Source organism: Mucilaginibacter sp. UYP27 (assembly GCF_040547175.1).
Taxonomy (GTDB): Bacteria; Bacteroidota; Bacteroidia; order Sphingobacteriales; family Sphingobacteriaceae; genus Mucilaginibacter.
The window spans coordinates 729,215-752,139 of the sequence record NZ_JBEPPE010000002.1 but is presented as its reverse complement, the minus strand read 5'-3'; the positions used below and the strand labels follow the sequence as shown (position 1 = coordinate 752,139).

The window sequence follows — 22,925 nt, the reverse complement described above, 5'->3', positions numbered from 1 at the left end:
ACTGGTTTGATATCGGCAAGGTAACTAGCGCCCGGTAATAAAAAGGGGTGAAAACATCTTTTTATCGCCGGGTAAAAGATCCTCCTCATGCAATTGGACAGGATGTAAGTCATACACGCTTGTAACGGGTTAGCTTTGAGGGGAGAGTGACGACATACCGTAAGATTGGAGAAGCTAGATCATACTCATTTCATCATAACCGATGCTTAATATTAAAAAAACTCATCATAATTGAGAGGCTTTTGCCGGTTGTTTGTGTATGGCAGTCATTTTAGATAGTTTTTTACCAAAATTAATTGATGGTAATTCAACAAATTTATACATCGTTCTGGATAAATAAACCACAACAACCAGGAGAATAACATCTAATAGGGGGTTAAGAAGTACATTGCTTTTTACAGGAGGCGCATTTCGATAGATACCAAAAGAATAAGCTGTTAACGGTACATGTATCAGGTAAATTGAATATGAATAATCACCCAATCTGCTAACTAAATTATCTGACAGCGGTTTGTAGTGACTTATTATGATCAAGCCAATTGTTAATATACTTGTTATGAAAAATGGCAAGCTTTGATGAGCTGGATAAAATGCAAACACTGACAAACCAAATAATAGCACGTTTAATAATTGCTTTGTTTTGTCGTCATGTAGTAATTTAAATAAAGCAGTGCCTATGCTAAATAACGGCCAAAATTTGAAAAAGGATGAGAAGCCCAAATTCGTGGAGGGGATTGTGCAACTGACTACGGTAATCAAAATCAGCAACAAAGTAATGTAGTTGTTTTTTAGGAACGAGCATAAGATTATCGCTAAGTAAAAGAGAACTTCATAGGGCAATGTCCAATAGACCCAATTAATTGCCGCGACTTTTGTAAATGGATAAGTAGCCAAGCCTAAGGTAGAGAAGATTTCGTATCCTGTTTTAGGAAGCACGGCCACCGAATTTACACCCCGCAACAATTTTAAACTAATAATCACAATGCCGGTTATAAAAAGGCTAAACCAATAAGGCGGGTATATCCTAAAAAGTCTCCTGATAATAAATTCTAAAGATGTTTTGGCGTGGCTAAAGCAATCATTATACAATACCCACTGATAACGAAAAACATAGGGACGCCTAATTTGCCAAAATTGAAAAAAAATATAGTGTAAAGGCTTTTTGGCTTATATAACATCTGGTAATAGATGTGGAATAATGCGACCGATAATGCCGCTATAAAACGTAATAGGTCTATAAGGTTGTTTTTTGTGCTGTAGCCATGCTGTATAACGCAAAGTAAATAAATTCTTTTAAAGGTCTTTAAAAAACGTTTAATCGATCCTCTAAAACATCCAGTCGTCAAGGCACCCGCTTAAATATCTAACAAGTCGTTCGATTTAACTTACTACCAGATCTAATGATCTTATATTAAAGGACGTCAAAACCATTTTACGTAAGCATTTCTATTTTAGTTTATGTTCGTTCGGGTTCAACATTTATTAGTTCCGCGGCAGATTTGGCTGATTATTTACGCTACTTATAATTTATTGATTTTCTTCATTTGGAAAAAGTAAAAGCTGACGTTACAACTAAAAGCACGTTACATGCTTAAGAATATAGTTATTTACTTACGCTTTAAAAACCACAACTTTTGATAAGTTTTTTCGTAAAAATTAAAATCACAAATTTCATTACTGAAATTATCCGATCTATGCCTTATCACCTATTTTACCTGCTTTAAATTGCATCTTCAAAACTCTTATTATCGTGTATGAAACATATTAAAGAACTTGACGGAGTTCGAGGTATTGCTGTCACGCTTGTGATCATCGAACATTGGTTTCCGAAGAGTAGTTTCCTTAATAAGTTACCAAACGGCGCAATCGGCGTTTCCATTTTTTTTGTTTTAAGTGGTTTCTTAATATCACGTATATTATTCGAAACCCGAGTTGAGATCCAGGAGGCGCAGCAATCCGCTTGGCAAGTCATCAAAAACTTTTATTTGCGAAGGGCACTTAGAATATTCCCGATATATTACCTGTGCTTAGCTATCTTGTATATCTTTGAAGCAGGCACTTCCCAGGAGGTTCGGGGTCCTATACTTTATTTTATAACCTTTACACAGAATTTTTACTTTTTTCACATCGATTTTTGGCCGGGCATATTATCACATCTCTGGAGCCTCGCCGTCGAAGAGCAATTTTATCTATGCTGGCCTTTCCTGATGCTTTTTGTGAACAAACGATATCTGTTAGCTGTAATCGTGCTGGTCATTAGTTTCAGTGTATGCACGCAGTTTTTAATGAGGAATATAAATATGTCCGGTTTGCTGACATTTAATTGCCTTCATGCGTTTGGGACTGGGACGCTTTTGTCCTGGTTTATACATTATAAATCAGACATGGCTGATCGAGCCCTTAATTTCCTTCAAATCATCGGACCATTATCGGCGGTATTAATCCTCCTCGGAAATTATTTTTCCGTTCGGTTATTTGCATTTCAGGATCCTTTGATTTGTGTAGTCGGAGCGTGGCTTATCTTTTATATTTATAAAAAGCATGATACAGAAGAAATGCGGTTCAGGTTCCTATTGGCAAACCCAATAGCAATTTATATAGGGCGTGTCAGTTATGGGATATACCTTTACCACAACCTCGTTCCGAAATTATTAAATTATAACCTGGTCAACATTTACATTAACCCCTATCTTCCGAACATCTTAAAAACCAATCTTTTCGGTTGGCTATTTTTGACTGAGAATCTTTTAATGTTACTGGCTGTCGCGAGTTTATCATATTATCTCATAGAACGTCCAATCCTAAAATTAAAGAACAGGTTCTCGTACCGGAGGCCCCAGTCAAACCAAAAACGCAATTTCTTACCGCTCTCTAAAGGCCTTAAACTTTAAACCTCTGTGACCTGATAGATTTTATTATTGATAAGCTGCTATTAGCCTGCGTTTATTTACAGCAAATATGTAAATTTGAATCCATGGTGAGCCTGCAGCAGTCGTTAAGAAGTTTATATATGTTCAGGCGGCAACAACAATTAAACCTCGTCTTGTTATTTCAAGATCTCTAAATATTTTAAATTAAAATCACCCGGTATTATTTGATGGAAGAAACGGAAAAAATCGTTAAAAAATTACCCAACCAGGATGTTGACTATTTCAAAATCGGGAAAATATTGGTCAGCCGCTGGTATTGGATTGCCGGTTCCCTGCTGCTGTTTGTTCTGGGCTCTTACTTTTATTTATGGTATACGCCCAAAACATATGCTACGTCGGGCACAATGAAGCTCGAAGAAAAAAAATCAGAAATAGCTGACCTTGCTACAGCGATGACAACCTCCGATAGAGGTCCGTCAAAAATACAAAGCGAAACATCAGTGATCCAAAGCCCCTCCGTAATATTGGCGGCGATCCGGGACCTTGACTACCCGATAAGTTTCTTTATTGAAGGGCATGTCAGGACCAGTGATATCTATCCTGAAAAACCGCTTGAAATTCAAGTGCTGAGATTTGACAGCTTAAATTTTGTACGTGAACTGATGACCTTTAAGGCCGTTAATAAAACCACGTATAAGCTGTCCTACAATACTGCTGAGAAGCAGATTTCCATGACTTCCCGCTATAATAACCCGGTTACTATCGGGCCGACTACTTTCACTATTAAACCCTCTAGTTCCATTGCAACTAACGCGGTATATTTGTTTAAATTCAATACGCCTGAAGAGCTCCTTGGCCGGGTAAGAGGCGGCTTACGCATGGCAGAACTGGCAAAAAACTCAAACGTCTTACAACTTCAGCAAACAGATGCGAACCCCAAATTCGCTGCGGATATTTTGAACGCCATCATGAAGGAATATCTTCTTTATGACCGTGACCGCAAAACACAATCGGCCACCCAAATGATTAATTTTATTAATGACCAATTGGAATATTTGTCAACAAAGGTAAAAGGATCTGAAAAATCCATCCTGGAGTTTAAGCAAAAAAATAAGTTAATGGAAGTTAGCACTTCCGCTGAGAGCGCTCTTAGCAAAGCCAAGGATATAGAATCTCAACAAGCCATAGTCAAACTTCAGTTAATTGCTATCGATCAGTTAAAGGAACAAATAGACAAAGAAAAAAATAATGTAAATCTAAATTTCAATGCAGGCAAAGATGTCGACCCTGCGCTTGCCTCGTTGATAGAAAGATTGGATATTTTACTTAATCAACGTTATGAGTTATTAAAAACTTACAATTATAATTCACAACCAATACAAGATGTGAACCGTTTGATCTTGCAGTTAAAGAATAACGCCTTAAATAGTATTAATGCTACTTATATTGGTATAAAACGTAACTACGATTACCTAACATCGCAATTGGAAGTAGTTAACCAACAGATATCTGTTTTTCCGGTGGCTGAGCGAGACTTGATCGCCCTGAACCGCCCCTATGAAGTAAACGAAAAGGTGCTGTCTTACCTTGAAGAAAAGAAGCTGTCCGCTCAAATAAGTCGTGCGGGGATACTTCCCGGTGCAACTATTGTCGAAAAAGCAGAAATAAATAACGCGCCTGTTTCGCCGGATGAGCACGGGATCCACCGATCAGCGATAATATTCGGCTTGCTAACCGGCCTTGGCTTAATTGTCTTGTTGAGGATGTTAAACCCCTATATCTTCGATAAAGAAACCGTTGAAAGCCTAACTTCAATACCAATTTTAGGGGTCATAAGAGAATTTCCTGAAAAGATCGATGAAAACAACTCGCAGATCCTCGCCATAAGCAAGCCAAAAACGATGTTTGCAGAATCGGTCAGGTCTGTTCGTACCAACCTAAATTTTCTTGCTGCTGATAAGGAGAACAAAGTAATCTGTATCACGTCAGAAGTAGCAGGTGAGGGTAAATCCTTCGTCGCGGTTAATTTATCAAGTACGCTGTCTTTAATAGATAAAAAAGTGGTGCTGATAGGCGCGGACCTGCGCCGTTCAAAGCTCCATAAAACTTTTAGCGTCGCCAATGATGTTGGCCTCAGTACTTACCTCTCTCGCCAGTCTGACCTGGATGATATTGTAATCAAAACCGGGCAGGAAAACTTAGATCTTATCACATCAGGCCCTGTTCCCCCCAACCCGTCCGAGCTTCTGCACAGCGTAAAAATGGATGAATTGATAAAAGCTCTTAAAACCAGGTACGACATCATTATGATAGATACCGCGCCCATAGGGCTTGTTTCTGATGCCATACCACTTATTCGTGCAAGCGACATCAATATTTTTGTAATACGCTCGGGTAAGTCAAAATATTATGCCGCTACAATACCGCAGCGTATTGCGCAGGAGTATCATTTGGATAATACGGTGATCGTACTGAACGCTTTTGCAGAAGACCTTTTACATTCCAGATATTATACAACACGCTTTACCGGCGAAAACTATGGCAAGTATTATTACTATTCGGATTATAGCGGTTACAAAAGCTCGGGCTACTATATCGAAGACGACAAAAAGAAGTGGTGGAATTTTAGTCGTTGGTTCAAAAAATAAGTGTTCTTTTACGATATGGTTTTAACGGCAAGCGATCGTGACCTTAAATGGTACCCCGTGTATACCCATCCGCGTGCAGAAAAAAAAGCGTATGCGGCTTTGTTAGAAAAAGGGATAGAAGCATACCTGCCACTTAGCCGCCGTTTAAAACAATGGAGCGACAGAAAAAAATGGGTGGAGGAACCGCTTATTAGATCGTATTTGTTTGTACGCATTGCCAGTAACGAACAAGCCGGTGTTTTAATGACCATGGGCGTAGCCCGCTTCCTATACTTTTGCGGTAAAATAGCAGCTATGCCTGACAGGCAAATAAATGACCTCAGGTTAGTCATGGCCAGTTCCCTTGAGCTGGAAGTGACCGAAGAGAATTTACAGCCGGGAGAAGAGATAAGGATTAAAGCGGGCCCCTTAAAAGGAATTACAGGCGAAATTATAGCGTACAAGTCACAAAAACAACTATTATTACGTTTAGAAAACCTTGGTTTCTCAATCATCGTAAACGTGGCGGCGTCATTAATTGAAAGAGCTTAACTGCATGATAGAGGTGCAGTAAAGCCTGAATATAACATAATGAAATAGCTTTATAAGCTATTGATAAATAATAAGTTACAAAATAGAGTGTGACTTACGGGGCGAAGCTATGTATAATAAGATTTAATGTGTAGGATAGCAGGGCTGGTTAGTAATCAGTCAAATGACGCGAGAGGAGAAAGAATGGTAACTGCAATGTGCAACGAGTTGCAGCATGGCGGGCCTGATGATGCTGGCATCTACAGCAGTCACGACGGCAAGCTCGTATTTGGACATCGACGGCTATCCATTATTGATCTGACCGAAAACGGCCACCAGCCTATGGCGGATGTTGCATGTAAAGCCTGGATAACATTTAACGGCGAAATTTACAACTACCGCGAGTTACGGGCCGAGCTGCAAACCTTAGGCGCCGCCTTTAAAACCAGCACCGATACCGAAGTTATTATACAGGCTTACTTACACTGGGGCACAGGTTCGTTTACCAAATTACGGGGTATGTTTGCTTTTGCCCTTTATGATACCGTTAGCCAGGCAACCTACCTTGTGCGCGATACTACGGGTATTAAACCCCTGTATTATTACACGCAAGATGGCCAAATTACTTTCGCGTCGGAAATTAAAGCGTTTAAAGCTGCCGGCATAACCACCACCGGCGACGCCCGCTGGCCTGTCTGGCTGTTGGCTTTTGGGCACATACCAGAGCCTTTTACTACTTTAAAGGGCGTGTTAAGCTTACCTAAAGGCCATTTCTTATGCTGGCAAAAAAGCGGAGACTATACTATAACAAACTATATCAGGCCGCTAATTCCCAACCATATTAAAGATTTTAATACCGCACGCGAGGGTTTAAAACATCACCTTACAAAAGCAATAAACAGGCAATTAATTGCCGATGCGCCTATCGGTGTGTTTTTAAGCGGTGGCATCGATTCAAGCCTGCTCACCCTTTTGGCTGCCCGGCAGATAGAAGAGCTAAAAACTATTTCGATATTTTTTAATGAAAAGGCTTACGACGAGCGCTCTTACCAACAGGCTGTATTAGACAAATTGCGCGGTGATAATTTTACCCACCTGGTAAATCAACACGACTTTGAAAAGCACCTGCCGCAAATATTGAGCGCCATGGATATGCCAACAACCGACGGCATTAACTCGTGGTTTATTAGTAAATATGCCCGAGAAGGTGGTTTAAAAACAGTTTTATCTGGCGTTGGTGCCGATGAGCTGCTGGGAGGTTACCCTTCATTTAATAGGATCAAATACCTGCAATACTTAAAAATGCTGCCATCTGCTTCGTTTACATTAGCCAAGCTGTTTAGCAAGGACCGTTTTAAAAAGCTGGGGTATCTTAAACACGATGGCACCGTTGCCGATTACCTGTTCTTACGCGGTTTATTCACAACTGTAGATATTGCCAAATTGACCGGCATGGCAGAGGATGAAGTTAACAGCATACTCTTTGATGACCTTGACATACCTAATTTTGGACGGCGTGATAAATTATATGCCGCCTGGTTAGAAACCAACATGTATATGCAAAACCAACTATTGCATGATACTGATGTAATGAGCATGAGCCACGGCCTTGAAGTTAGGGTACCATTCCTTGATGAAGATTTTCAGCAATTTGTTTCGCAGTTAGACCCCTCCATACGTTTTGATGATAAACACCCGAAAAAACTATTGGTAGATACTTTTAGATATTTGTTACCCGAAACGGTATGGAACAGGCCAAAAATGGGTTTCACATTCCCGCTTCAAAGCTGGATGGCAGCTAACGGGCAGATAAGCAATGAAGACTATTATAAAGGTGTACAGGCAAAAAAAGTAATAAACAGTTTTAACAAAGGGACAATACATTGGTCAAGGGCCTTCGCATTATACCAGGTACAAGGGCATGTCTAAACATATTACGCTTTTCTCGTTACAAACGTTTAGTACAACGGGCGGCATTCAAAAAATGACCCGCACACTGGCCCATTCTCTAAATTATATTTGCAACCAAAATAACTGGAATTTTAAGTTTGGATCATTATATGATGAAGATAGCGACCTGATGCCGCAATATTTACCGGCCAAGAATTTTCAAGGCTTTGGCAAAAACCGCATGGCTTTTATTGTTAAAACCTTGGTTTACGCCAGGAAAAATGATGTAATTATATTAAGCCATATAAACCTTTCCCTTGTTGGCCTTTTGGTTAAATTAATAAGCCCTAAAACCAAGGTTTGGTTAATAGCACATGGCATTGAGGTTTGGCGACCATTATCCATTCTTAAAAAACGCCTTTTAAATAAATGCGACAAGGTTATTTGCGTAAGTAATTTTACAAAAGCAAAATTACACTCGATGCATCAGACCAACGCGTATAAATGTGTTGTGTTAAACAACCCTTTGGATCCATTTATGAAGCTGCCTGACAATTTTGAAAGGCCCGCGTACTTAATGGAACGTTATGGTTTAACGAAGGATACCCCTGTTATTTTTACTTTGACCAGGCTGGCGTCAACTGAACTTTATAAAGGGCATGACGGTGTCATAAAGGCGCTTGGGATACTTAAACATAAATTCCCGGGTATTAAATACATCTTAGCTGGCAAATATGATGATTCCGAAGGATCGCGGGTGAAAAAACTAATAGCAGATACAGGCGTAACCGACCACGTCATTTTAACCGGCTTTGTTAAAGAGGAAGAGCTACCCGATCATTTTATAATTGCTGACGTGTTCGTATTACCAAGTAAAAAAGAAGGCTTTGGAATAGTATTTATTGAAGCACTTGCATGCGGCCTGCCGGTTATCTGTGGTAATGCAGATGGAAGTATTGACGCTATTCGTAACGGCGAACTGGGAACAGCAATAAATACCGATGATGAAAATGAATTGGAGGCTTGTATTTCCAGGCACCTCCAGGAATATTTAACTTTAAATAAACGCGAGCATTTACAACATAGGTGCCTGCATTATTTCAATGAGCGATCTTATATGAGGGAGCTGCAAACCTTGTTAATGAATGACTGAACCAAACGAAAGTTGGGACTTGGAGATAAGCCCAAAAAACAGCTTGCTTGATCTCAAACTGAAAGATGTTTGGCTATATCGTGACTTGCTGTTACTTTTGGTACGGCGTGATTTCGTATCATTTTATAAGCAAACGGTACTTGGCCCTTTATGGTTTTTTGTACAACCCATTATTACTATTTTAGTTTACAATTTGATATTTGGCAACCTGGCAGGAATTAAAACGGATGGGATACCCGGCCCGTTGTTTTATCTCGCCGGAACCATCCTCTGGAATTATTTTGCCGATTGCCTCACTAAAACATCAACCGTATTTAAAGACAATTCCGGGATGTTAGGTAAGGTCTATTTCCCTCGTTTAATCATGCCGTTGAGTATTGTGCTCTCCAATTTAATAAGGTTTGGCGTACAGTTAATGTTATTTGCCGTGCTCTTGCTATACTACATGTTGGCGGGCTACCATATTTCGCCCAATATTTACGCATTGCTGTTCCCATTTTTGATGATGATGATTGCCGCGCTCGGGTTGGGTTTTGGGATGATCATTTCGGCGGTAACTACTAAATACCGCGATCTGGCTTTTGTCGTATCGTTTGGCGTACCCCTACTTATGTATACTACAACCGTTATTTATCCCCTGTCTGAAGTAATAAAAAAATACAGCAGCTATTCATGGATTATTAAATTTAACCCGATCACTCCCATTATTGAAACTTGCAGGTATGGATTTCTGGGTAACGGGGTCTTTAGCTGGGGGTTACTTTGCTACAGCTTAGGTGTAACACTAGTCATATTATTTTCAGGGATTATCGTTTTTAATAAAGTTGAAAAAACATTTATCGATACGGTGTAATGGCTAAGGCGATCAAAGTAGAAAATATTTCAAAGGCTTACCAGCTCGGTGATTTCGGAACAGGTACCCTATCTCGCGATATTGAGCGCTATTGGGCAAAAATACGCGGCAAAGGAGATCCTTTTCTTAAAATAGGTGAAATGAACGATCGAACTTTAAAAGGTGAAGGCGACGTTGTTTGGAGCTTGCGGGATATCAATTTTGAAGTGGAACAGGGCGATGCGGTAGGGATTATTGGCCGTAACGGAGCCGGTAAAAGTACGTTACTGAAAATTTTAAGCAGGGTTACCTCTCCTACCACCGGCTCCGTAAAAATGCGCGGTCGAATAGCCAGTCTTCTGGAAGTTGGCACCGGCTTTCATCCGGAACTTACGGGGCGCGAAAATATTTACCTAAACGGCGCTATTTTAGGTATGCGAAAAGCTGAGATCAAGCGCAAGTTTGACGAGATTGTTGATTTTTCTGGTGTAGAACGTTATGTAGATACGCCGGTAAAGAGATATTCATCGGGCATGTACGTGCGGCTGGCCTTTGCAGTCGCAGCCCATTTGGAAAGCGAGATTCTGATTGTCGATGAGGTACTCGCTGTTGGCGATGCGGAGTTTCAAAAAAAATGTCTCGGAAAAATGGGACAGGTTAGCCGGGGCGAAGGCCGTACCGTTTTGTTTGTAAGCCATAATATGGCGGCTGTGAAAACACTTTGCAACAAAGGTATAGTTTTAGCTAACGGACAGCTAATCTACCAGGATAAACAGCTGGAAGCTGTGAGTTTTTATCAAAAAAACAACAATACTAAATCGAGCTTTGAGCACCATGGGGATATCCAGTCGGCTCCAGGAAATGAAAACATCAGGGTGATGAAATTTGTCATCAAACCGCTTGATGGCGACAGTATCTCCATGTCTACAGGGCTAAGCTTCGAAATGACCTTTTTTAATCAAAAGGCCGGTATCAACCTTGATGCTACTTTCGAATTAAAAAACAGCGATGAGATACCCGTGTTTCATAACGGCGTGCTCCTTTCCACCAACAATGATTCAAGGACCGGACTTTATACCGTTAAATGCGTCATCCCCCCTGATTTGTTAAATGCGGGCAATTATGCCTTTAAGCTGATCTTTGGCGAAAACCAACGACACCTCTTATTTGGTGCCGATGATTTTATCGGCTTTGAGGTGGAGAACGAAACTAAAGGGAGCAACAGTTCTTTAGCCCCTGGAGTGATCCATCCAAAACTTACCTTTAACTTTAGTTACCAGGCTCAATAATATGGAAAGCCCACACATTATACAACTGCCCAAGTTTTTAGATGACCGGGGTAACTTATCGTTCATTGAGGAGGATAACCATATTCCCTTTAAAATTGAGCGTACCTACTGGATCTATGACGTACCGGGTGGTGAACGCCGGGGCGGGCATGCCTACGTCAACCTGCAGGAATTCATAGTAGCCCTCAGCGGTAGTTTTGATGTAGTACTTCATGACGGAGAAAAGGAAATGCGATTTAGCCTTAACCGTTCATACTATGGTATATATGTGCCTAAAATGATGTGGCGAGAGATTGAAAATTTTTCTACAAACTCGCTCGCACTCATCCTGGCCGACGGTAAGTATGACGAGCAGGATTACATCAGGGATTTTGACCAGTTTGTAAACAAAACGCATGAGCAGTAAAACATCAACCGTTTTTGATTGCAACATTATTCACCTGCGCCGCATTCATAACCGGGCGGGAAATATTACCCCTGTAGAAAATAATATTCATGTTCCGTTTAATGTAAAGCGGATCTATTATTTGTATGACATCCCCGGCGGCGAATCAAGGGCTGCGCACGGGCATAAACAACTGGAACAGTTTATTGTCGCAGCAAGCGGCAGTTTCGATATCACCATTGATGACGGCGTTAATAAAAAAACGGTACAATTAAACCGCCCCTACATGGCGCTTCATATAAAACCGGGTATCTGGCGCGATATTTCCAATTTCTCATCGGGTGCTATTTGCCTTGTACTGGCATCTATGCTATACACCGAAGATGATTATTTAAGAGATTACCCGGCGTTTAAACAATACAAAGATCTTTGATACAACTGCCAACACATCGTTATGGCTTGATTTTCAGGCTAGTGGAAGAAAATGATGCGGCTTTTATTTTGGGCATGCGTACCAACCCCAAGTTATCCAGACACGTTTCGCCAGTTGAAAACGATCTCGATGCCCAAAAAAGCTGGATCTGTAACTATAAACAACGGGAAGCAAGGGCCGAGGAATATTACTTTTTATATACCGATATGCAAAATCAGCCTCTTGGGGTTTTCAGGTTATATAACATTGACGGAGCTACCGTAACTTCAGGCAGCTGGCTGGCTGAAAGGGATAATAACGCATTAGATTCTATCAAAGCCGACCTGTTTCTTACCTCGATCATTTTTGAGGAATTAAATTTTGAATGCTGCATGATAGATGTAAGGAAAGAGAACAAAAAACTGGTACGCTACCATAAAATGTTCTTTACGCAAACCGGTGAAGACGAACAGAACATTTACCTCGAGATGCGTAGAGAGGGCTACATGCGTAAGCATAAATTTTTAACGGATATTATTGACCCCAAATAACAAAAGCATGAATATAGAAACATTTGTAAAGGAATTCGCCGAACAATTTGACGAAATACCGGACGAACCATTTACCGCCGATACCCTGTTCAAAGAAAACGAGGAGTGGAGTTCAATGACTGCCCTATTGGTAATCGCAATGATTGATCAAAGCTACTCGGTAAGGCTTACTGGTGATGATGTCAGAAAATCATTAACCATTAATGACATTTATACTATTGTAGTTTCAAAAGCAAACGCATAATGGCATTTCTGCATATAAAAAATGTGGTAATTAAAGGGGTATCAGCCTGTGTGCCGGCGACGGTTCAGGAAAACACGAGCCTTACCAATATTTCGGCGGTGGATATGCAAAAGCTGATTAAAACCACCGGGGTGGAGCGCCGCCACATTGTAAACGAAAGTACCTGCACCTCTGACCTTTGTTTCAAAGCTGCCGAAAAGCTGATTGAAGAGCTCAATTGGGATAAGAATGATATTGACGGGCTGGTGTTTGTATCTCAAACGCCGGATTATATTTTGCCAGCCACTTCATGCGTGTTGCAAAACCGTCTTGGCCTATCAACAGACTGCTTTACGTTGGATATTTCATTAGGATGTTCGGGCTTTATTTACGGGCTAAGTACCATAGCAGGATATATGCAATCGGGCATGATCAAAAAGGCCATGCTCCTCACCGGCGATACCTCGTCTATTACCAGTTCAAAAGATGATAAAAGCACGTACCCGCTATTCGGTGATGCAGGAACTGCTACCGCCCTGGAATTTATAGAAGGAGAGGAAGGGCTAAAGTTTCAATTAGGCACCGATGGCAGTGGCTACCAGGCCATCATTATCAATCATGGCGGTTACAGAAACAAATTTAACGAAACGTCTATAATTGCCAATTCTATTTCAGAAGGTATTACCCGCACAAACCTGCACCTTGTATTGGATGGCATGGACGTATTTTCGTTCGGTATTTCGAAAGCCCCGGAGTCGGTAAATGCTTTGCTTGCAAGATTTGAGATCGATAGAGAACAGGTTGACAATTTTTACTTTCACCAAGCCAACCTTATGATGAATGAACGGATTAGAAAAAAACTGCAACTGCCCGAAGAAAAGGTCCCGTTTTCATTAAAAAACTATGGCAATACAAGTAGCGCCACTATTCCCCTTACTATGGTTACTCAAAGTGCGGATAGCTTGCGGATTGGGAAGAATGAAAACATTGCCTGCGGTTTTGGTGTAGGACTTTCATGGGGCAGCGTACATTTTACAACAAGCAATTTGATAGTGCCCGACTTGGTATATTATGTGTGATTATAACTACAACTTCAGCGAGAAAACGATACTTGTCACAGGTGCATCATCAGGTATTGGTAAACAGGTCAGCATTGAATGCGCAAAAGCAGGTGCAACGGTAATCATGCTCGGCCGTGATGAAGCCCGCCTTAAAAAGACCCTGGCATTACTTGCAGGCGGTAGTCACCAAATGATTCCCGGCGATTTGCAAGATGATGAATTCATTGAGACTACCTGTAAAAACATGCCTGCGGTCGATGGCATCATCCAATCCGCAGGTTTAATGAAATTGGTACCCCTAAAATTCATTAATGCTGCATTTATTGACACGATGCTGGGCGTGAACTTGCGCGCACCTATTTTACTGATAACCACTTTGCATAAATTTAAAAAAATAAAACCGGCTTCTTCTATCGTTTTGCTTTCGTCAATTAACGGTGCAGTAATAGGATCCCTGGCTAATTCAGTATACGGTTCGGCCAAAGGAGGTCTGCAATCATTTTGTAAATCGGCGGCGCTTGAGCTGGCAACCAACAAAATCAGGATCAACTGTATTGCGCCGGCTATGGTTGAAACTGAAGGAACGGCTAAAATTGGCGAGCATGTATCTGCCGAAAGCATCGCGGCTGATAAAAAAAAATATCCATTAGGCCGGTACGGCACGCCTGCCGATATAGCAGGTTGCTGCCTATTTTTATTATCGGGTGCAAGTAGTTGGATAACAGGGACCACAATAACTATTGACGGTGGCTTTACCGCCCAATAAAATGAAGGCATACATTAAAGCAATTTCCTATCATCTTCCGCAAAACCAGCTGGACAATGCCGCGCTGTCAGTTTTATTCCCGGAATGGCCCGTAGAAAAGATAGCGAATAAGATTGGCATCGATACACGGCACATTGCCGCTGCTGATGAATTTGCGTCAGACATGGCCATTGCCGCCGCACAAAAGCTTTTCGCGCGTTATAATATCAGTCCGGCAGAAATTGATTTTGTGTTGTACTGTACCCAAAGCCCGGATTATTTCCTACCCACCACTGCCTGCATTTTACAGGACAGGCTGAACATCCCCGTAAACGCCGGTGCGCTTGATTTTAATTTAGGCTGCTCGGGTTACATTTACGGCCTGGCGTTGGCCAAAGGGCTGATTTCAGCCGGGATAGCCCAAAATATTCTCCTGCTCACCTCAGAAACATATTCAAAATTCATCCATCGCGGAGATAAAGGTAACCGCACCATTTTTGGGGATGCAGCTACTGCAACACTCGTTAGTACCAATGGCTTTGCCGCGATTGGCCAATTTGAATTAGGCACCGATGGCAAGGGCGCCGAAAACCTCATAGTAAGACAAGGTGCTGTCCGCTATCCTGATAAAAACACCGAAAGCGTGAACGATGCCTATGGAAACGAACAATCGCCTGGCACTTTATTTATGGATGGGCCTGAGATATTCGCCTTTACCTCCCGTGCTGTACCGGCACTCATTAAAGATACTCTCGTTAAGAATATGCTCGACAAAACAGAAATAGGGCAGTTCATTCTACACCAGGCTAACCGTTATATGCTGGAACACCTGCGCAAAAAGATGGAAATCCCTACAGAAAACTTTTTTATTTACATGGCTAAAATTGGCAATACGGTTTCTTCATCGGTACCCATTGCACTCTACGAGGCTATGAAAGAAAAACCGGCGGGCCCACGGGCGAACTGGCTCTTGGCCGGTTTTGGCGTTGGCTATTCCTGGGGGGCAACTGTAATAACTTTTAGCTGACCCATAATGAACGTTCCTTTTTTATCATTTACTGGCCAGAATCATTTAATAGAAGCGAAGATCCGCGCGGCCTTTGAGCGGGTCTTTCAAAACAATTGGTATATACTGGGTAAAGAGGTAAGCGACTTTGAACGAGCTTACGCCAACTATAACCAGGTGCAGAATTGCATCGGTGTGGCCAACGGCCTCGATGCATTGCACATCGCCCTCAAATCTCTGGAAGTAGGTGAAGGAGACGAAGTGATAACGCCGTCGAATACTTTTATAGCCACCTGGCTGGCTATATCGCAGACTGGCGCTACTATTATCCCTGTTGAGCCCGATCCGGGAACTTTCAATTTAGATGTGACCCGGCTTGAGGCGGTCATTACACCAAAAACAAAAGTAATCATGCCGGTACATCTGTATGGGCAGGCGTGCCAGATGGATGCCATAATGCAGATAGCCAGTAAACATGATTTATATGTGGTGGAAGATAATGCTCAGGCACAAGGTTGTACCTATAATGGCAAACCCACCGGAAGCTTTGGCAATATCAACGCCACCAGCTTTTATCCGACAAAAAACCTGGGCGCTTACGGCGATGCCGGTGCTTTAACGACCAACGATGCAGGTCTGGCGCGAAAAGCAAAACTGATCCGTAATTATGGTTCGGAAAAAAAATACTATAACGACGTTATCGGCGTAAATTCGAGACTGGATGAATTGCAGGCGGCCTTTCTTTTAGTAAAATTGGAATATTTGAATGGCTGGCTAAATGAACGAAAACAAATTGCTGCTGCCTATACCGATCAGCTTGCGGGTATTCCGGGGTTAATACTCCCGGTAACCGCTCCGGGGGCCGATCATGTTTATCATTTGTACGTGATCCGTACCGCCCGACGCGATGAGTTGGAACAGCATTTGACAGGCAAGGGAATCGGAACAGCGATCCACTACCCTGTTGCGCCGCATTTGCAAAAAGCATATGGGCATTTGGGTTATAAAAAAGGTGATTTCCCGATAGCCGAGGAATTGGCCGAAACTTGCCTAAGCCTGCCGCTTAACCCGGGTATGACAGAAGGGGAAATTAAATATGTGTGTGAAATCATCCGCCTGTTTCATGGATAAAATTTTGATTGTCAGCAATAAGTTAGCGATCGGCGGGGCTGAAAGATTATTGATGGAACTTGCAATATTCGCTCGAAAAAATAGCATTAGGCCGACGGTATTGATATTGGACAACTACGATATTGAATATTACGATGAGGTCTTAAAAAACTTAGGCATTAAAGTAGTGCGCACACGTATCGGTGCCTACAGACACCTCAGGGCGCCGGTGAAAATGCTGCGTTCGGTATACTGGGCCATCAAACTAAAGTATTTTGCTCAAAAATATTTTACCAGCATCCATACCATCGGGTTGTATAATGTAGATAAAGTTTTTGATACCATTTTGCATCCGCAACGTTTTTTTTGGAATGTGAACAACGCAGTTCAATACCCTAATCGGGAATACAGTTATCAGCAGGAACTTTTTGGGGACAGTAATGACACCATAGTATGCATTAATAATTACCAGGAAGGTGAACTTCGAAGCCAATATGGCGATGCGCTGAAAACTAAACTGGTGCTGTCAAAATTATTCATCAATGATCAGGGTTAATTTAGTAGCCCGTATAGCCGGGGACAAAAATTCGTTCCCAAATCTGGTTGACCTTTGCCATAAGCTTAAACAACGGGGGTTACGGGACTTTGTGATAACTTTTATTGGTGCTGTTGAAGATGAAAGTATATACCGGAATATCATCCGGATGGCCCATCAGCTCGGGGTTACCGAAAACATTGCCTTTACCAAGAGATCTATTCCGATGGCTGAACTGACCGACGAGCTTAAAAGCGGGTACTTTTTAAACTTTACGGTGGGCGGTTTTATGGGTTACTCATCTATTGACAGTATCAACCTTGGTTTTAAAGCAATTTTTTGTAATTGTGATGATTCCCTTGCAGATGAGCAATATGATTATATTAACATATGCCCTCACCTTGACGCGGTGATGGAGCTTCTAATACTGATAGATAATGACGCACCCGCCTTCGACGCGCAGATCCTGGCTAACAACCAGGGCTTGAAAAAATCTTATCTGCTAACCACAAATGACGCCGCTACACTAAAAAGCTTAATGACACGTAATGGTTAAACCTGTAGGTTCAGGTATATCGGTAATTATTTGTTGTTATAACGGTGCCACCCAATTACCGCAAACACTCAGGCACCTGGCTTTGCAGGTGGTATCGCCGGCAATTAACTGGGAGGTTATCGTTATCGATAACGCCTCCACTGATGACACTTTTACAGTTGCCAGCGCAGAATGGCAACAATACGATTTACCTAACATAGACTTTACAGTCTTAAGCGAAACACGACCACGTAAATATCACGCGCTGTCTACCGGGGTAGATAAAGCAAAATATGAATACATCGTTATCTGCGATGATGATAACTGGTTAAGTAACAATTACATAAATGAGGCATTTCAGATCATCAACTCAAACCCGCTATTAGCGGCTGTGGGTGGGCAAGGCATCGCGGTATCGGACATTGACATACCCGTTTGGTTTTGGGATTGCCAGAACAGTTATGCGGTAGGTAAGCCGAACGCGAGCTCCGCTGATATAACGGCCAAAGGTTACCTTTGGGGAGCGGGTATGATACTCCGAAGATCTCTTTATAAAGAAGTTAACCGTGATTTGCCCGCCATTTTGCTTGGCCCCAGTCAAAATGAAACCGCAAGGGCTGAGGATATTGAGCTTTGCATGCGGTTTGTTTTAGCCGGTTACAGGCTCTATTATGATGAGGCGCTGGTTTTTAGCCATTATATCCTCCCTAACCGCCTGGCCGAAGGCTACAAAGACGGACTTTTGAAGATTAATCAATATCAGGAACTTGTGCTGAACCTTTACCGCAAACAGATTGCCATCAACCGGTTATCGGCCACTAAAAAATGCATACTCTTATGCACAAGCCTGATTCGCTTTTCCATTTGCAAAATCTTTCCGCGAATTAAAAAGTGGCATTATGCCTACGAGGCGGAAACGATTTTTCTAACAAATGGCTGCAAACTAGCTGAAGTCTCGGACGAGGCTATAAAAATCAAGCAATTGAGCTTAAATTTATCTAAAAAAACCATTGTTTAAAACCTATAAACACTCCCATTTTTTGCCGGATGCTTTTGGACATGGCGGAAATAAAAGAACGGCACAAATCGAGCACTTGCTTTCGGAAGCTGGGATTTCCGCTGACGATGCCGATTTAAGTTATACTATAGCTACGGGAAACAAACTATCGCACTATCTAGTTGGCCTGCAGCAAAATATGACCCTAAGAACGGGCAATAAAAACAAATATGCCATCGGCCGGTATAAGGCCGTCTTTGAGCAGTTTGTGAAACAATACAAACCCGGCTTGTTTATCTGGGAATCAACGGTGGAATATCACCTCATCCTGGCCGAGGTACTCTATAAATACCACGTACCTGTTATTGCGTTGCCGCATAACCTAGAATCATTGGTAGCAGGCGCTAAAAGTGTATTTTCAAATAAGCCTGCGCCGCTATGGCTGTCAGAAGAAATGAATTACCTAAAACTGTGCAATAAGGTGTTTACGATTTCACAGGAGGAACATTGGTTAGCGTCAAACTACGGTGTAAACGCGGGTTATTTACCATATTATCCGGCCCCTACCGCTGAATCGTTTTTGCTGGATATAAGGCAAAGGAGAAGTATTGTTACCGCTAAACCTGATACAAAACAACAAAATATACTGTTACTTGGAACCTTCCATAACCAGCCCACTTTTACTGGGTTTACGGAACTTCTGCAGTACATCCGAGCAATACCTGGCCTGAAAATAAATGTGGCAGGCTTTGGTTCTGAAAAACTAAAAGATCTCTTTACAGGAAACAATATCCAAATATGGGGTTCCGTAAATAACGAAACCCTGGCAGACCTGATAACAATTGCCGATTGTGCCATAGTTCACCAGCAACCGTCAAGTGGCGCTTTGACACGCATTCCTGAATTATTGATTGCCGGGTTGCCGGTAATTGCCAACACCCATGCGGCACGAAGCTGCCCCCCAGCTCAAGGCTTGATGGTTTACGACAGTTATGACGAGTTAAAGAAAATTCTGCGTTCAGGAGACTTCGCTATTCCGCCCTTTTTAGTTCAACCCCGGCAAGAGCAAGCATTTGTTGATTATGTTAAAACCCTGATTATAAAAAGCCAAGTATAAAATGAACCTGCCTAACCTTGCCGCTTATCGATCGCACTTTGAAAGTAAAGGCATAACGCTTTCGCTACCTGTAATTGAACACAATGTAAACGGTCTGTTGGGTACGCTACCTGCGCCCCCGCGGGACAAAGCCGGCTGGCCTTGGAACCGGCAAACCAGCCCGGCAATTTATGAGAATAAAATAAATTGGCCGAAGCTTACCATTATTACGCCATCCTATAATCAGGCAAGTTTTTTGGAGCAGACCATCAGGGCGGTTTTATTGCAAAACTATCCTAACCTGGAGTATATTGTAATGGATGGCGGCAGCGACGATGGCTCCCTTCAAATACTGGAAAAATATGCCCCATGGATCAGCTATTATCAAAGCGAAAAAGACCGCGGTCAAAGTCATGCCATTAACATGGGTTTCAGCTTGTCATCTGGTGAATATCATGCCTGGATCAATAGTGATGATTATTACCTGGAAGGAGTTTTTTATAGAGTCTTGAATACGTTTGCAAAAACTGGGGTTGATTTTATCTACGGTTACGGCGTTGACCATAACGTTTTAACGGGTGAGGATAAACTTAACCGCATTCTTCCCTTTATCGATTACTTCATCAAAATACCGGGATTGGTACAGCCTTCCACCTTTTGGAGTGCCGCCATCCATCAGCCCATTTGGGAGGAGCTGCACTGCGCGCTTGACTATGAACTATGGCTCAGGTTGGTAAAAGGGCGCAGCAGGGCTTTCATAAAAGAACCGCTGTCCGTGGCGCACATCCATGAACAGGCCAAAACTCATTCACCTAAAATGAAGGCGCAGTGGGAGGCGGATCATCAAAGAATCTGGGCGGCAGACGCTCATGGTACAGTTCACGAGTGGAAAAGAATAGCTTTTTTAAACCGCATCCGCGTAAAGATTTACCGGGTGCTTAACCTATTATAATTTTGTTTAATGCTCCTATTCTCCGATCTTAAGAAGAATTTAAAAAAAGATACAACTGGCTCAATGCCTGTTAAAGTGGCTTTACTGGCTGATAGTGCTTCACAGCTTATGAATACAGCGATCAGGGGTTACGCTATTGAGCTGGGTTTGAACATGGAAATGTATGAGGCTGATTACAACCAGATTGAACAGCAGGTTTATAACCCGACATCTGAGCTATACGCTTTTGAGCCTGCCTACGTCATTATCATCCGGTCGACCGAGCATCTGCTCCACAGCTTTTATAAACAGGACAACCGTGCCGGCTTCGCAGAACAGATCATTGCCAAAACCGGCGATTTGTACAGCAGTTTGTCGCAGCGCTTGAAAGCACAGGTAATCATCAATTCCTACATTGAAATAAACGACCAGGTTTTCGGCAGCTATGCCGCTAAAACTCAAACATCATTCCTATACCAGCTCAGGAAAATCAATCTTGGTATAATGGACCTTTCCGGTGAAAATCCAGGGATCCATATCACCGATCTGGCTTCGATAGCGGCGTTTAAGGGTTATGAACACAGTTTCGATACCAAAATGTATCTACACGCAAATATGGTTTTTGGGATCGATTTCTTACCGGCATTTGCCCAAAGCATCTGCCAGATCATCGCCTCCAACTTCGGTAAATCAAAAAAATGCCTTATTCTCGATCTTGATAACACACTCTGGGGCGGCATTATTGGCGATGACGGTCTGGAGAATATCCAAATAGGCAGCCTTGGAATGGGCAAGGCTTTCACCGAACTGCAGCTTTGGTGCCGCGAACTTAAAAACAGGGGCATTATACTGGCGATATGCAGCAAAAATACGCTCGAAGTTGCCAGGGAACCATTCATCTCGCATCCGGATATGGTACTCAAAATTGATGATATCAGCCTTTTCGTAGCAAACTGGGAAAACAAAGTTGATAACATCAGGTACATACAGCAGGTATTGAATATAGGGATGGACAGCATAGTGTTTTTAGATGACAATCCCTTTGAGCGCGATATGGTCAAAACTGCCATCCCGGAGTTAACGATACCCACATTGCCAGAAGACCCCGCCGATTTCATGTTGTTTTTACGTAGCCTTAATCTGTTTGATACAGCATCTTATACTCAGGATGATAAAGGCCGAAACGAACGATACCGACAGCAAGCCTTGCGTCACAATTTGCAAAGCAAATTTACTAATGAGGCCGAATATCTGGCCGGCCTTGATATGGAGGCCCAGGTAAACAGCATTGATAAGTTCACCCTGCCAAGGGCTACCCAGTTAACACTTCGTTCAAACCAGTTTAATTTACGCACAATTCGCTATTCTGAGCCCGATCTAACCGCAATTTGCGAATCGGAAGAGTATTTAACGCTGACCTTTAGCCTTGAGGACAAATTTGGCGATAACGGGTTAATCGCTGTTGTGATCCTGAAAAAAACCGACGGGAACACCGTTTTTATAGATACCTGGATCATGAGCTGCCGGGTTTTAAATCGCGGTATGGAAAACTTCACCCTCAACCATATTGTAAAAACGGTCCGAACCAACGGTTTCAGCCGAATCATTGGCGAGTACCTGCCCTCCAAAAAGAACGGCATTGTGAAAGATCATTATCAAACACTTGGCTTCACCAAAAACGGGGATACCTGGGAACTACTTACAGACAATTACTTACTTAAACAAACTTTTATTACCTATAAACAATAATGAATACCGACCAAATATTAACAAAAGTTAATGATATTTTTAAAGATGTACTTGAAAACGACGACATCGTGCTTACCAGATCAACTACTGCTACAGATGTTGAGGAATGGGATTCATTAAACCATATTCAACTGATAGTAGCCATAGAGAAAAAATTCGGTATACGCTTTACCACCGCCGAAATTTACAACTGGGAGAATGTTGGCAGTATGTGCAGCATGATAGCGCAAAAGCTGCAGAAATAAGGTACTGACATCTCGCCAATCCTATGCTTTTTAATTCCCTTCTCTTCCTGCTTTTTTTCCTGATAGTAACACCTGTTTACTACCTGCTGCCCCATAAATTTCGTTGGGTATGGCTGCTGTCCGCAAGCTGTTATTTTTATATGTACTTTAAA

The 22,925-nt window shown here is 42.1% G+C and carries 24 protein-coding genes; 22 read left to right on the top strand and 2 right to left on the bottom strand.

Annotated elements, in window-relative coordinates:
• Positions 1-225: 225 nt before the first annotated feature.
• Together ABIB39_RS11335 and ABIB39_RS11330 are read right to left on the bottom strand one after the other, a co-directional pair.
• A complete protein-coding gene (locus ABIB39_RS11335) occupies positions 226-1,089 on the bottom strand; it encodes an acyltransferase family protein (protein ID WP_354430008.1) in 864 nt (287 codons plus the stop codon).
• Entirely contained in the window at positions 1,050-1,346 is a 297-nt protein-coding gene (locus tag ABIB39_RS11330) for an acyltransferase family protein (protein ID WP_354430006.1), read from the bottom strand. Before ABIB39_RS11330 ends, ABIB39_RS11335 begins: the two co-directional genes overlap by 40 nt.
• Before the next feature lie 408 nt (positions 1,347-1,754).
• Here ABIB39_RS11330 and ABIB39_RS11325 point away from each other — a divergent pair, with 408 nt between their 5' ends.
• From ABIB39_RS11325 to ABIB39_RS11220, 22 genes are all read left to right on the top strand, one after another.
• Positions 1,755-2,891, top strand: coding sequence for an acyltransferase family protein (locus tag ABIB39_RS11325; protein WP_354430004.1), 1,137 nt, complete (start codon positions 1,755-1,757; stop codon positions 2,889-2,891).
• A gap of 206 nt (positions 2,892-3,097) precedes the next feature.
• The gene (locus ABIB39_RS11320) at positions 3,098-5,518 is read left to right on the top strand and encodes a GumC family protein (RefSeq protein WP_354430002.1); all 2,421 of its coding nucleotides are present in this window, start codon (positions 3,098-3,100) and stop codon (positions 5,516-5,518) included.
• A 15-nt stretch (positions 5,519-5,533) separates the two neighbouring features.
• Positions 5,534-6,049, top strand: a complete 516-nt coding sequence (locus ABIB39_RS11315) for a UpxY family transcription antiterminator (RefSeq protein ID WP_354430001.1) — start codon at positions 5,534-5,536, stop codon at positions 6,047-6,049.
• A gap of 126 nt (positions 6,050-6,175) precedes the next feature.
• On the top strand, positions 6,176-7,957 hold the full coding sequence (gene asnB / locus ABIB39_RS11310; protein ID WP_354429999.1) for an asparagine synthase (glutamine-hydrolyzing): 1,782 nt from the start codon (positions 6,176-6,178) through the stop codon (positions 7,955-7,957).
• Positions 7,950-9,071, top strand: a complete 1,122-nt coding sequence (locus ABIB39_RS11305) for a glycosyltransferase family 4 protein (RefSeq protein WP_354429997.1) — start codon at positions 7,950-7,952, stop codon at positions 9,069-9,071. The genes asnB and ABIB39_RS11305 overlap by 8 nt, the downstream gene beginning before the upstream one ends.
• A complete protein-coding gene (locus ABIB39_RS11300) occupies positions 9,064-9,924 on the top strand; it encodes an ABC transporter permease (RefSeq protein WP_354429996.1) in 861 nt (286 codons plus the stop codon). Before ABIB39_RS11305 ends, ABIB39_RS11300 begins: the two co-directional genes overlap by 8 nt.
• A complete protein-coding gene (locus ABIB39_RS11295) occupies positions 9,924-11,192 on the top strand; it encodes an ABC transporter ATP-binding protein (protein ID WP_354429994.1) in 1,269 nt (422 codons plus the stop codon). Before ABIB39_RS11300 ends, ABIB39_RS11295 begins: the two co-directional genes overlap by 1 nt.
• Before the next feature lies 1 nt (position 11,193).
• Entirely contained in the window at positions 11,194-11,598 is a 405-nt protein-coding gene (locus tag ABIB39_RS11290) for a sugar 3,4-ketoisomerase (RefSeq protein ID WP_354429992.1), read from the top strand.
• A complete protein-coding gene (locus ABIB39_RS11285; protein ID WP_354429991.1) occupies positions 11,588-12,010 on the top strand; it encodes a sugar 3,4-ketoisomerase in 423 nt (140 codons plus the stop codon). Before ABIB39_RS11290 ends, ABIB39_RS11285 begins: the two co-directional genes overlap by 11 nt.
• The gene (locus ABIB39_RS11280; protein WP_354429989.1) at positions 12,007-12,540 is read left to right on the top strand and encodes a GNAT family N-acetyltransferase; all 534 of its coding nucleotides are present in this window, start codon (positions 12,007-12,009) and stop codon (positions 12,538-12,540) included. The genes ABIB39_RS11285 and ABIB39_RS11280 overlap by 4 nt, the downstream gene beginning before the upstream one ends.
• Before the next feature lie 7 nt (positions 12,541-12,547).
• On the top strand, positions 12,548-12,784 hold the full coding sequence (locus tag ABIB39_RS11275) for an acyl carrier protein (protein ID WP_354429988.1): 237 nt from the start codon (positions 12,548-12,550) through the stop codon (positions 12,782-12,784).
• Positions 12,784-13,842, top strand: coding sequence for a ketoacyl-ACP synthase III (locus ABIB39_RS11270; RefSeq protein ID WP_354429986.1), 1,059 nt, complete (start codon positions 12,784-12,786; stop codon positions 13,840-13,842). The genes ABIB39_RS11275 and ABIB39_RS11270 overlap by 1 nt, the downstream gene beginning before the upstream one ends.
• Positions 13,835-14,590, top strand: coding sequence for an SDR family NAD(P)-dependent oxidoreductase (locus ABIB39_RS11265; protein ID WP_354429985.1), 756 nt, complete (start codon positions 13,835-13,837; stop codon positions 14,588-14,590). Before ABIB39_RS11270 ends, ABIB39_RS11265 begins: the two co-directional genes overlap by 8 nt.
• Position 14,591: 1 nt before the next feature.
• Complete coding sequence (locus tag ABIB39_RS11260; protein ID WP_354429983.1) at positions 14,592-15,596, top strand: ketoacyl-ACP synthase III; 1,005 nt, start codon at positions 14,592-14,594, stop codon at positions 15,594-15,596.
• A gap of 6 nt (positions 15,597-15,602) precedes the next feature.
• Complete coding sequence (locus ABIB39_RS11255; RefSeq protein ID WP_354429981.1) at positions 15,603-16,706, top strand: DegT/DnrJ/EryC1/StrS family aminotransferase; 1,104 nt, start codon at positions 15,603-15,605, stop codon at positions 16,704-16,706.
• Entirely contained in the window at positions 16,699-17,241 is a 543-nt protein-coding gene (locus tag ABIB39_RS11250) for a glycosyltransferase family protein (RefSeq protein WP_354429980.1), read from the top strand. Before ABIB39_RS11255 ends, ABIB39_RS11250 begins: the two co-directional genes overlap by 8 nt.
• Positions 17,228-17,776, top strand: a complete 549-nt coding sequence (locus ABIB39_RS11245; protein ID WP_354429978.1) for a hypothetical protein — start codon at positions 17,228-17,230, stop codon at positions 17,774-17,776. Before ABIB39_RS11250 ends, ABIB39_RS11245 begins: the two co-directional genes overlap by 14 nt.
• Positions 17,769-18,773 (top strand): glycosyltransferase family 2 protein, encoded by a 1,005-nt coding sequence (locus ABIB39_RS11240; protein WP_354429977.1) that lies wholly within the window; start codon positions 17,769-17,771, stop codon positions 18,771-18,773. The genes ABIB39_RS11245 and ABIB39_RS11240 overlap by 8 nt, the downstream gene beginning before the upstream one ends.
• The gene (locus ABIB39_RS11235) at positions 18,766-19,869 is read left to right on the top strand and encodes a hypothetical protein (RefSeq protein ID WP_354429975.1); all 1,104 of its coding nucleotides are present in this window, start codon (positions 18,766-18,768) and stop codon (positions 19,867-19,869) included. The genes ABIB39_RS11240 and ABIB39_RS11235 overlap by 8 nt, the downstream gene beginning before the upstream one ends.
• Before the next feature lies 1 nt (position 19,870).
• Positions 19,871-20,800, top strand: a complete 930-nt coding sequence (locus tag ABIB39_RS11230) for a glycosyltransferase family 2 protein (RefSeq protein WP_354429974.1) — start codon at positions 19,871-19,873, stop codon at positions 20,798-20,800.
• A gap of 9 nt (positions 20,801-20,809) precedes the next feature.
• Positions 20,810-22,528 carry an HAD-IIIC family phosphatase gene (locus tag ABIB39_RS11225; protein WP_354429972.1) on the top strand — a complete coding sequence of 573 codons (1,719 nt, stop codon included), beginning with the start codon at positions 20,810-20,812 and terminating at the stop codon, positions 22,526-22,528.
• Complete coding sequence (locus ABIB39_RS11220) at positions 22,528-22,773, top strand: acyl carrier protein (protein ID WP_354429971.1); 246 nt, start codon at positions 22,528-22,530, stop codon at positions 22,771-22,773. Before ABIB39_RS11225 ends, ABIB39_RS11220 begins: the two co-directional genes overlap by 1 nt.
• The last annotated feature ends 152 nt before the right edge of the window (positions 22,774-22,925 follow it).

Coding starts and splice junctions, on each gene's coding strand:
- ABIB39_RS11325 (WP_354430004.1), top strand. CDS start 1,755: ATGAAACATATTAAAGAACTTGACGGAGTTCGAGGTATTGCTGTCACG.
- ABIB39_RS11320 (WP_354430002.1), top strand. CDS start 3,098: ATGGAAGAAACGGAAAAAATCGTTAAAAAATTACCCAACCAGGATGTT.
- ABIB39_RS11315 (WP_354430001.1), top strand. CDS start 5,534: ATGGTTTTAACGGCAAGCGATCGTGACCTTAAATGGTACCCCGTGTAT.
- asnB (WP_354429999.1), top strand. CDS start 6,176: ATGTGTAGGATAGCAGGGCTGGTTAGTAATCAGTCAAATGACGCGAGA.
- ABIB39_RS11305 (WP_354429997.1), top strand. CDS start 7,950: ATGTCTAAACATATTACGCTTTTCTCGTTACAAACGTTTAGTACAACG.
- ABIB39_RS11300 (WP_354429996.1), top strand. CDS start 9,064: ATGACTGAACCAAACGAAAGTTGGGACTTGGAGATAAGCCCAAAAAAC.
- ABIB39_RS11295 (WP_354429994.1), top strand. CDS start 9,924: ATGGCTAAGGCGATCAAAGTAGAAAATATTTCAAAGGCTTACCAGCTC.
- ABIB39_RS11290 (WP_354429992.1), top strand. CDS start 11,194: ATGGAAAGCCCACACATTATACAACTGCCCAAGTTTTTAGATGACCGG.
- ABIB39_RS11285 (WP_354429991.1), top strand. CDS start 11,588: ATGAGCAGTAAAACATCAACCGTTTTTGATTGCAACATTATTCACCTG.
- ABIB39_RS11275 (WP_354429988.1), top strand. CDS start 12,548: ATGAATATAGAAACATTTGTAAAGGAATTCGCCGAACAATTTGACGAA.
- ABIB39_RS11270 (WP_354429986.1), top strand. CDS start 12,784: ATGGCATTTCTGCATATAAAAAATGTGGTAATTAAAGGGGTATCAGCC.
- ABIB39_RS11265 (WP_354429985.1), top strand. CDS start 13,835: ATGTGTGATTATAACTACAACTTCAGCGAGAAAACGATACTTGTCACA.
- ABIB39_RS11260 (WP_354429983.1), top strand. CDS start 14,592: ATGAAGGCATACATTAAAGCAATTTCCTATCATCTTCCGCAAAACCAG.
- ABIB39_RS11255 (WP_354429981.1), top strand. CDS start 15,603: ATGAACGTTCCTTTTTTATCATTTACTGGCCAGAATCATTTAATAGAA.
- ABIB39_RS11250 (WP_354429980.1), top strand. CDS start 16,699: ATGGATAAAATTTTGATTGTCAGCAATAAGTTAGCGATCGGCGGGGCT.
- ABIB39_RS11245 (WP_354429978.1), top strand. CDS start 17,228: ATGATCAGGGTTAATTTAGTAGCCCGTATAGCCGGGGACAAAAATTCG.
- ABIB39_RS11240 (WP_354429977.1), top strand. CDS start 17,769: ATGGTTAAACCTGTAGGTTCAGGTATATCGGTAATTATTTGTTGTTAT.
- ABIB39_RS11230 (WP_354429974.1), top strand. CDS start 19,871: ATGAACCTGCCTAACCTTGCCGCTTATCGATCGCACTTTGAAAGTAAA.
- ABIB39_RS11225 (WP_354429972.1), top strand. CDS start 20,810: ATGCTCCTATTCTCCGATCTTAAGAAGAATTTAAAAAAAGATACAACT.
- ABIB39_RS11220 (WP_354429971.1), top strand. CDS start 22,528: ATGAATACCGACCAAATATTAACAAAAGTTAATGATATTTTTAAAGAT.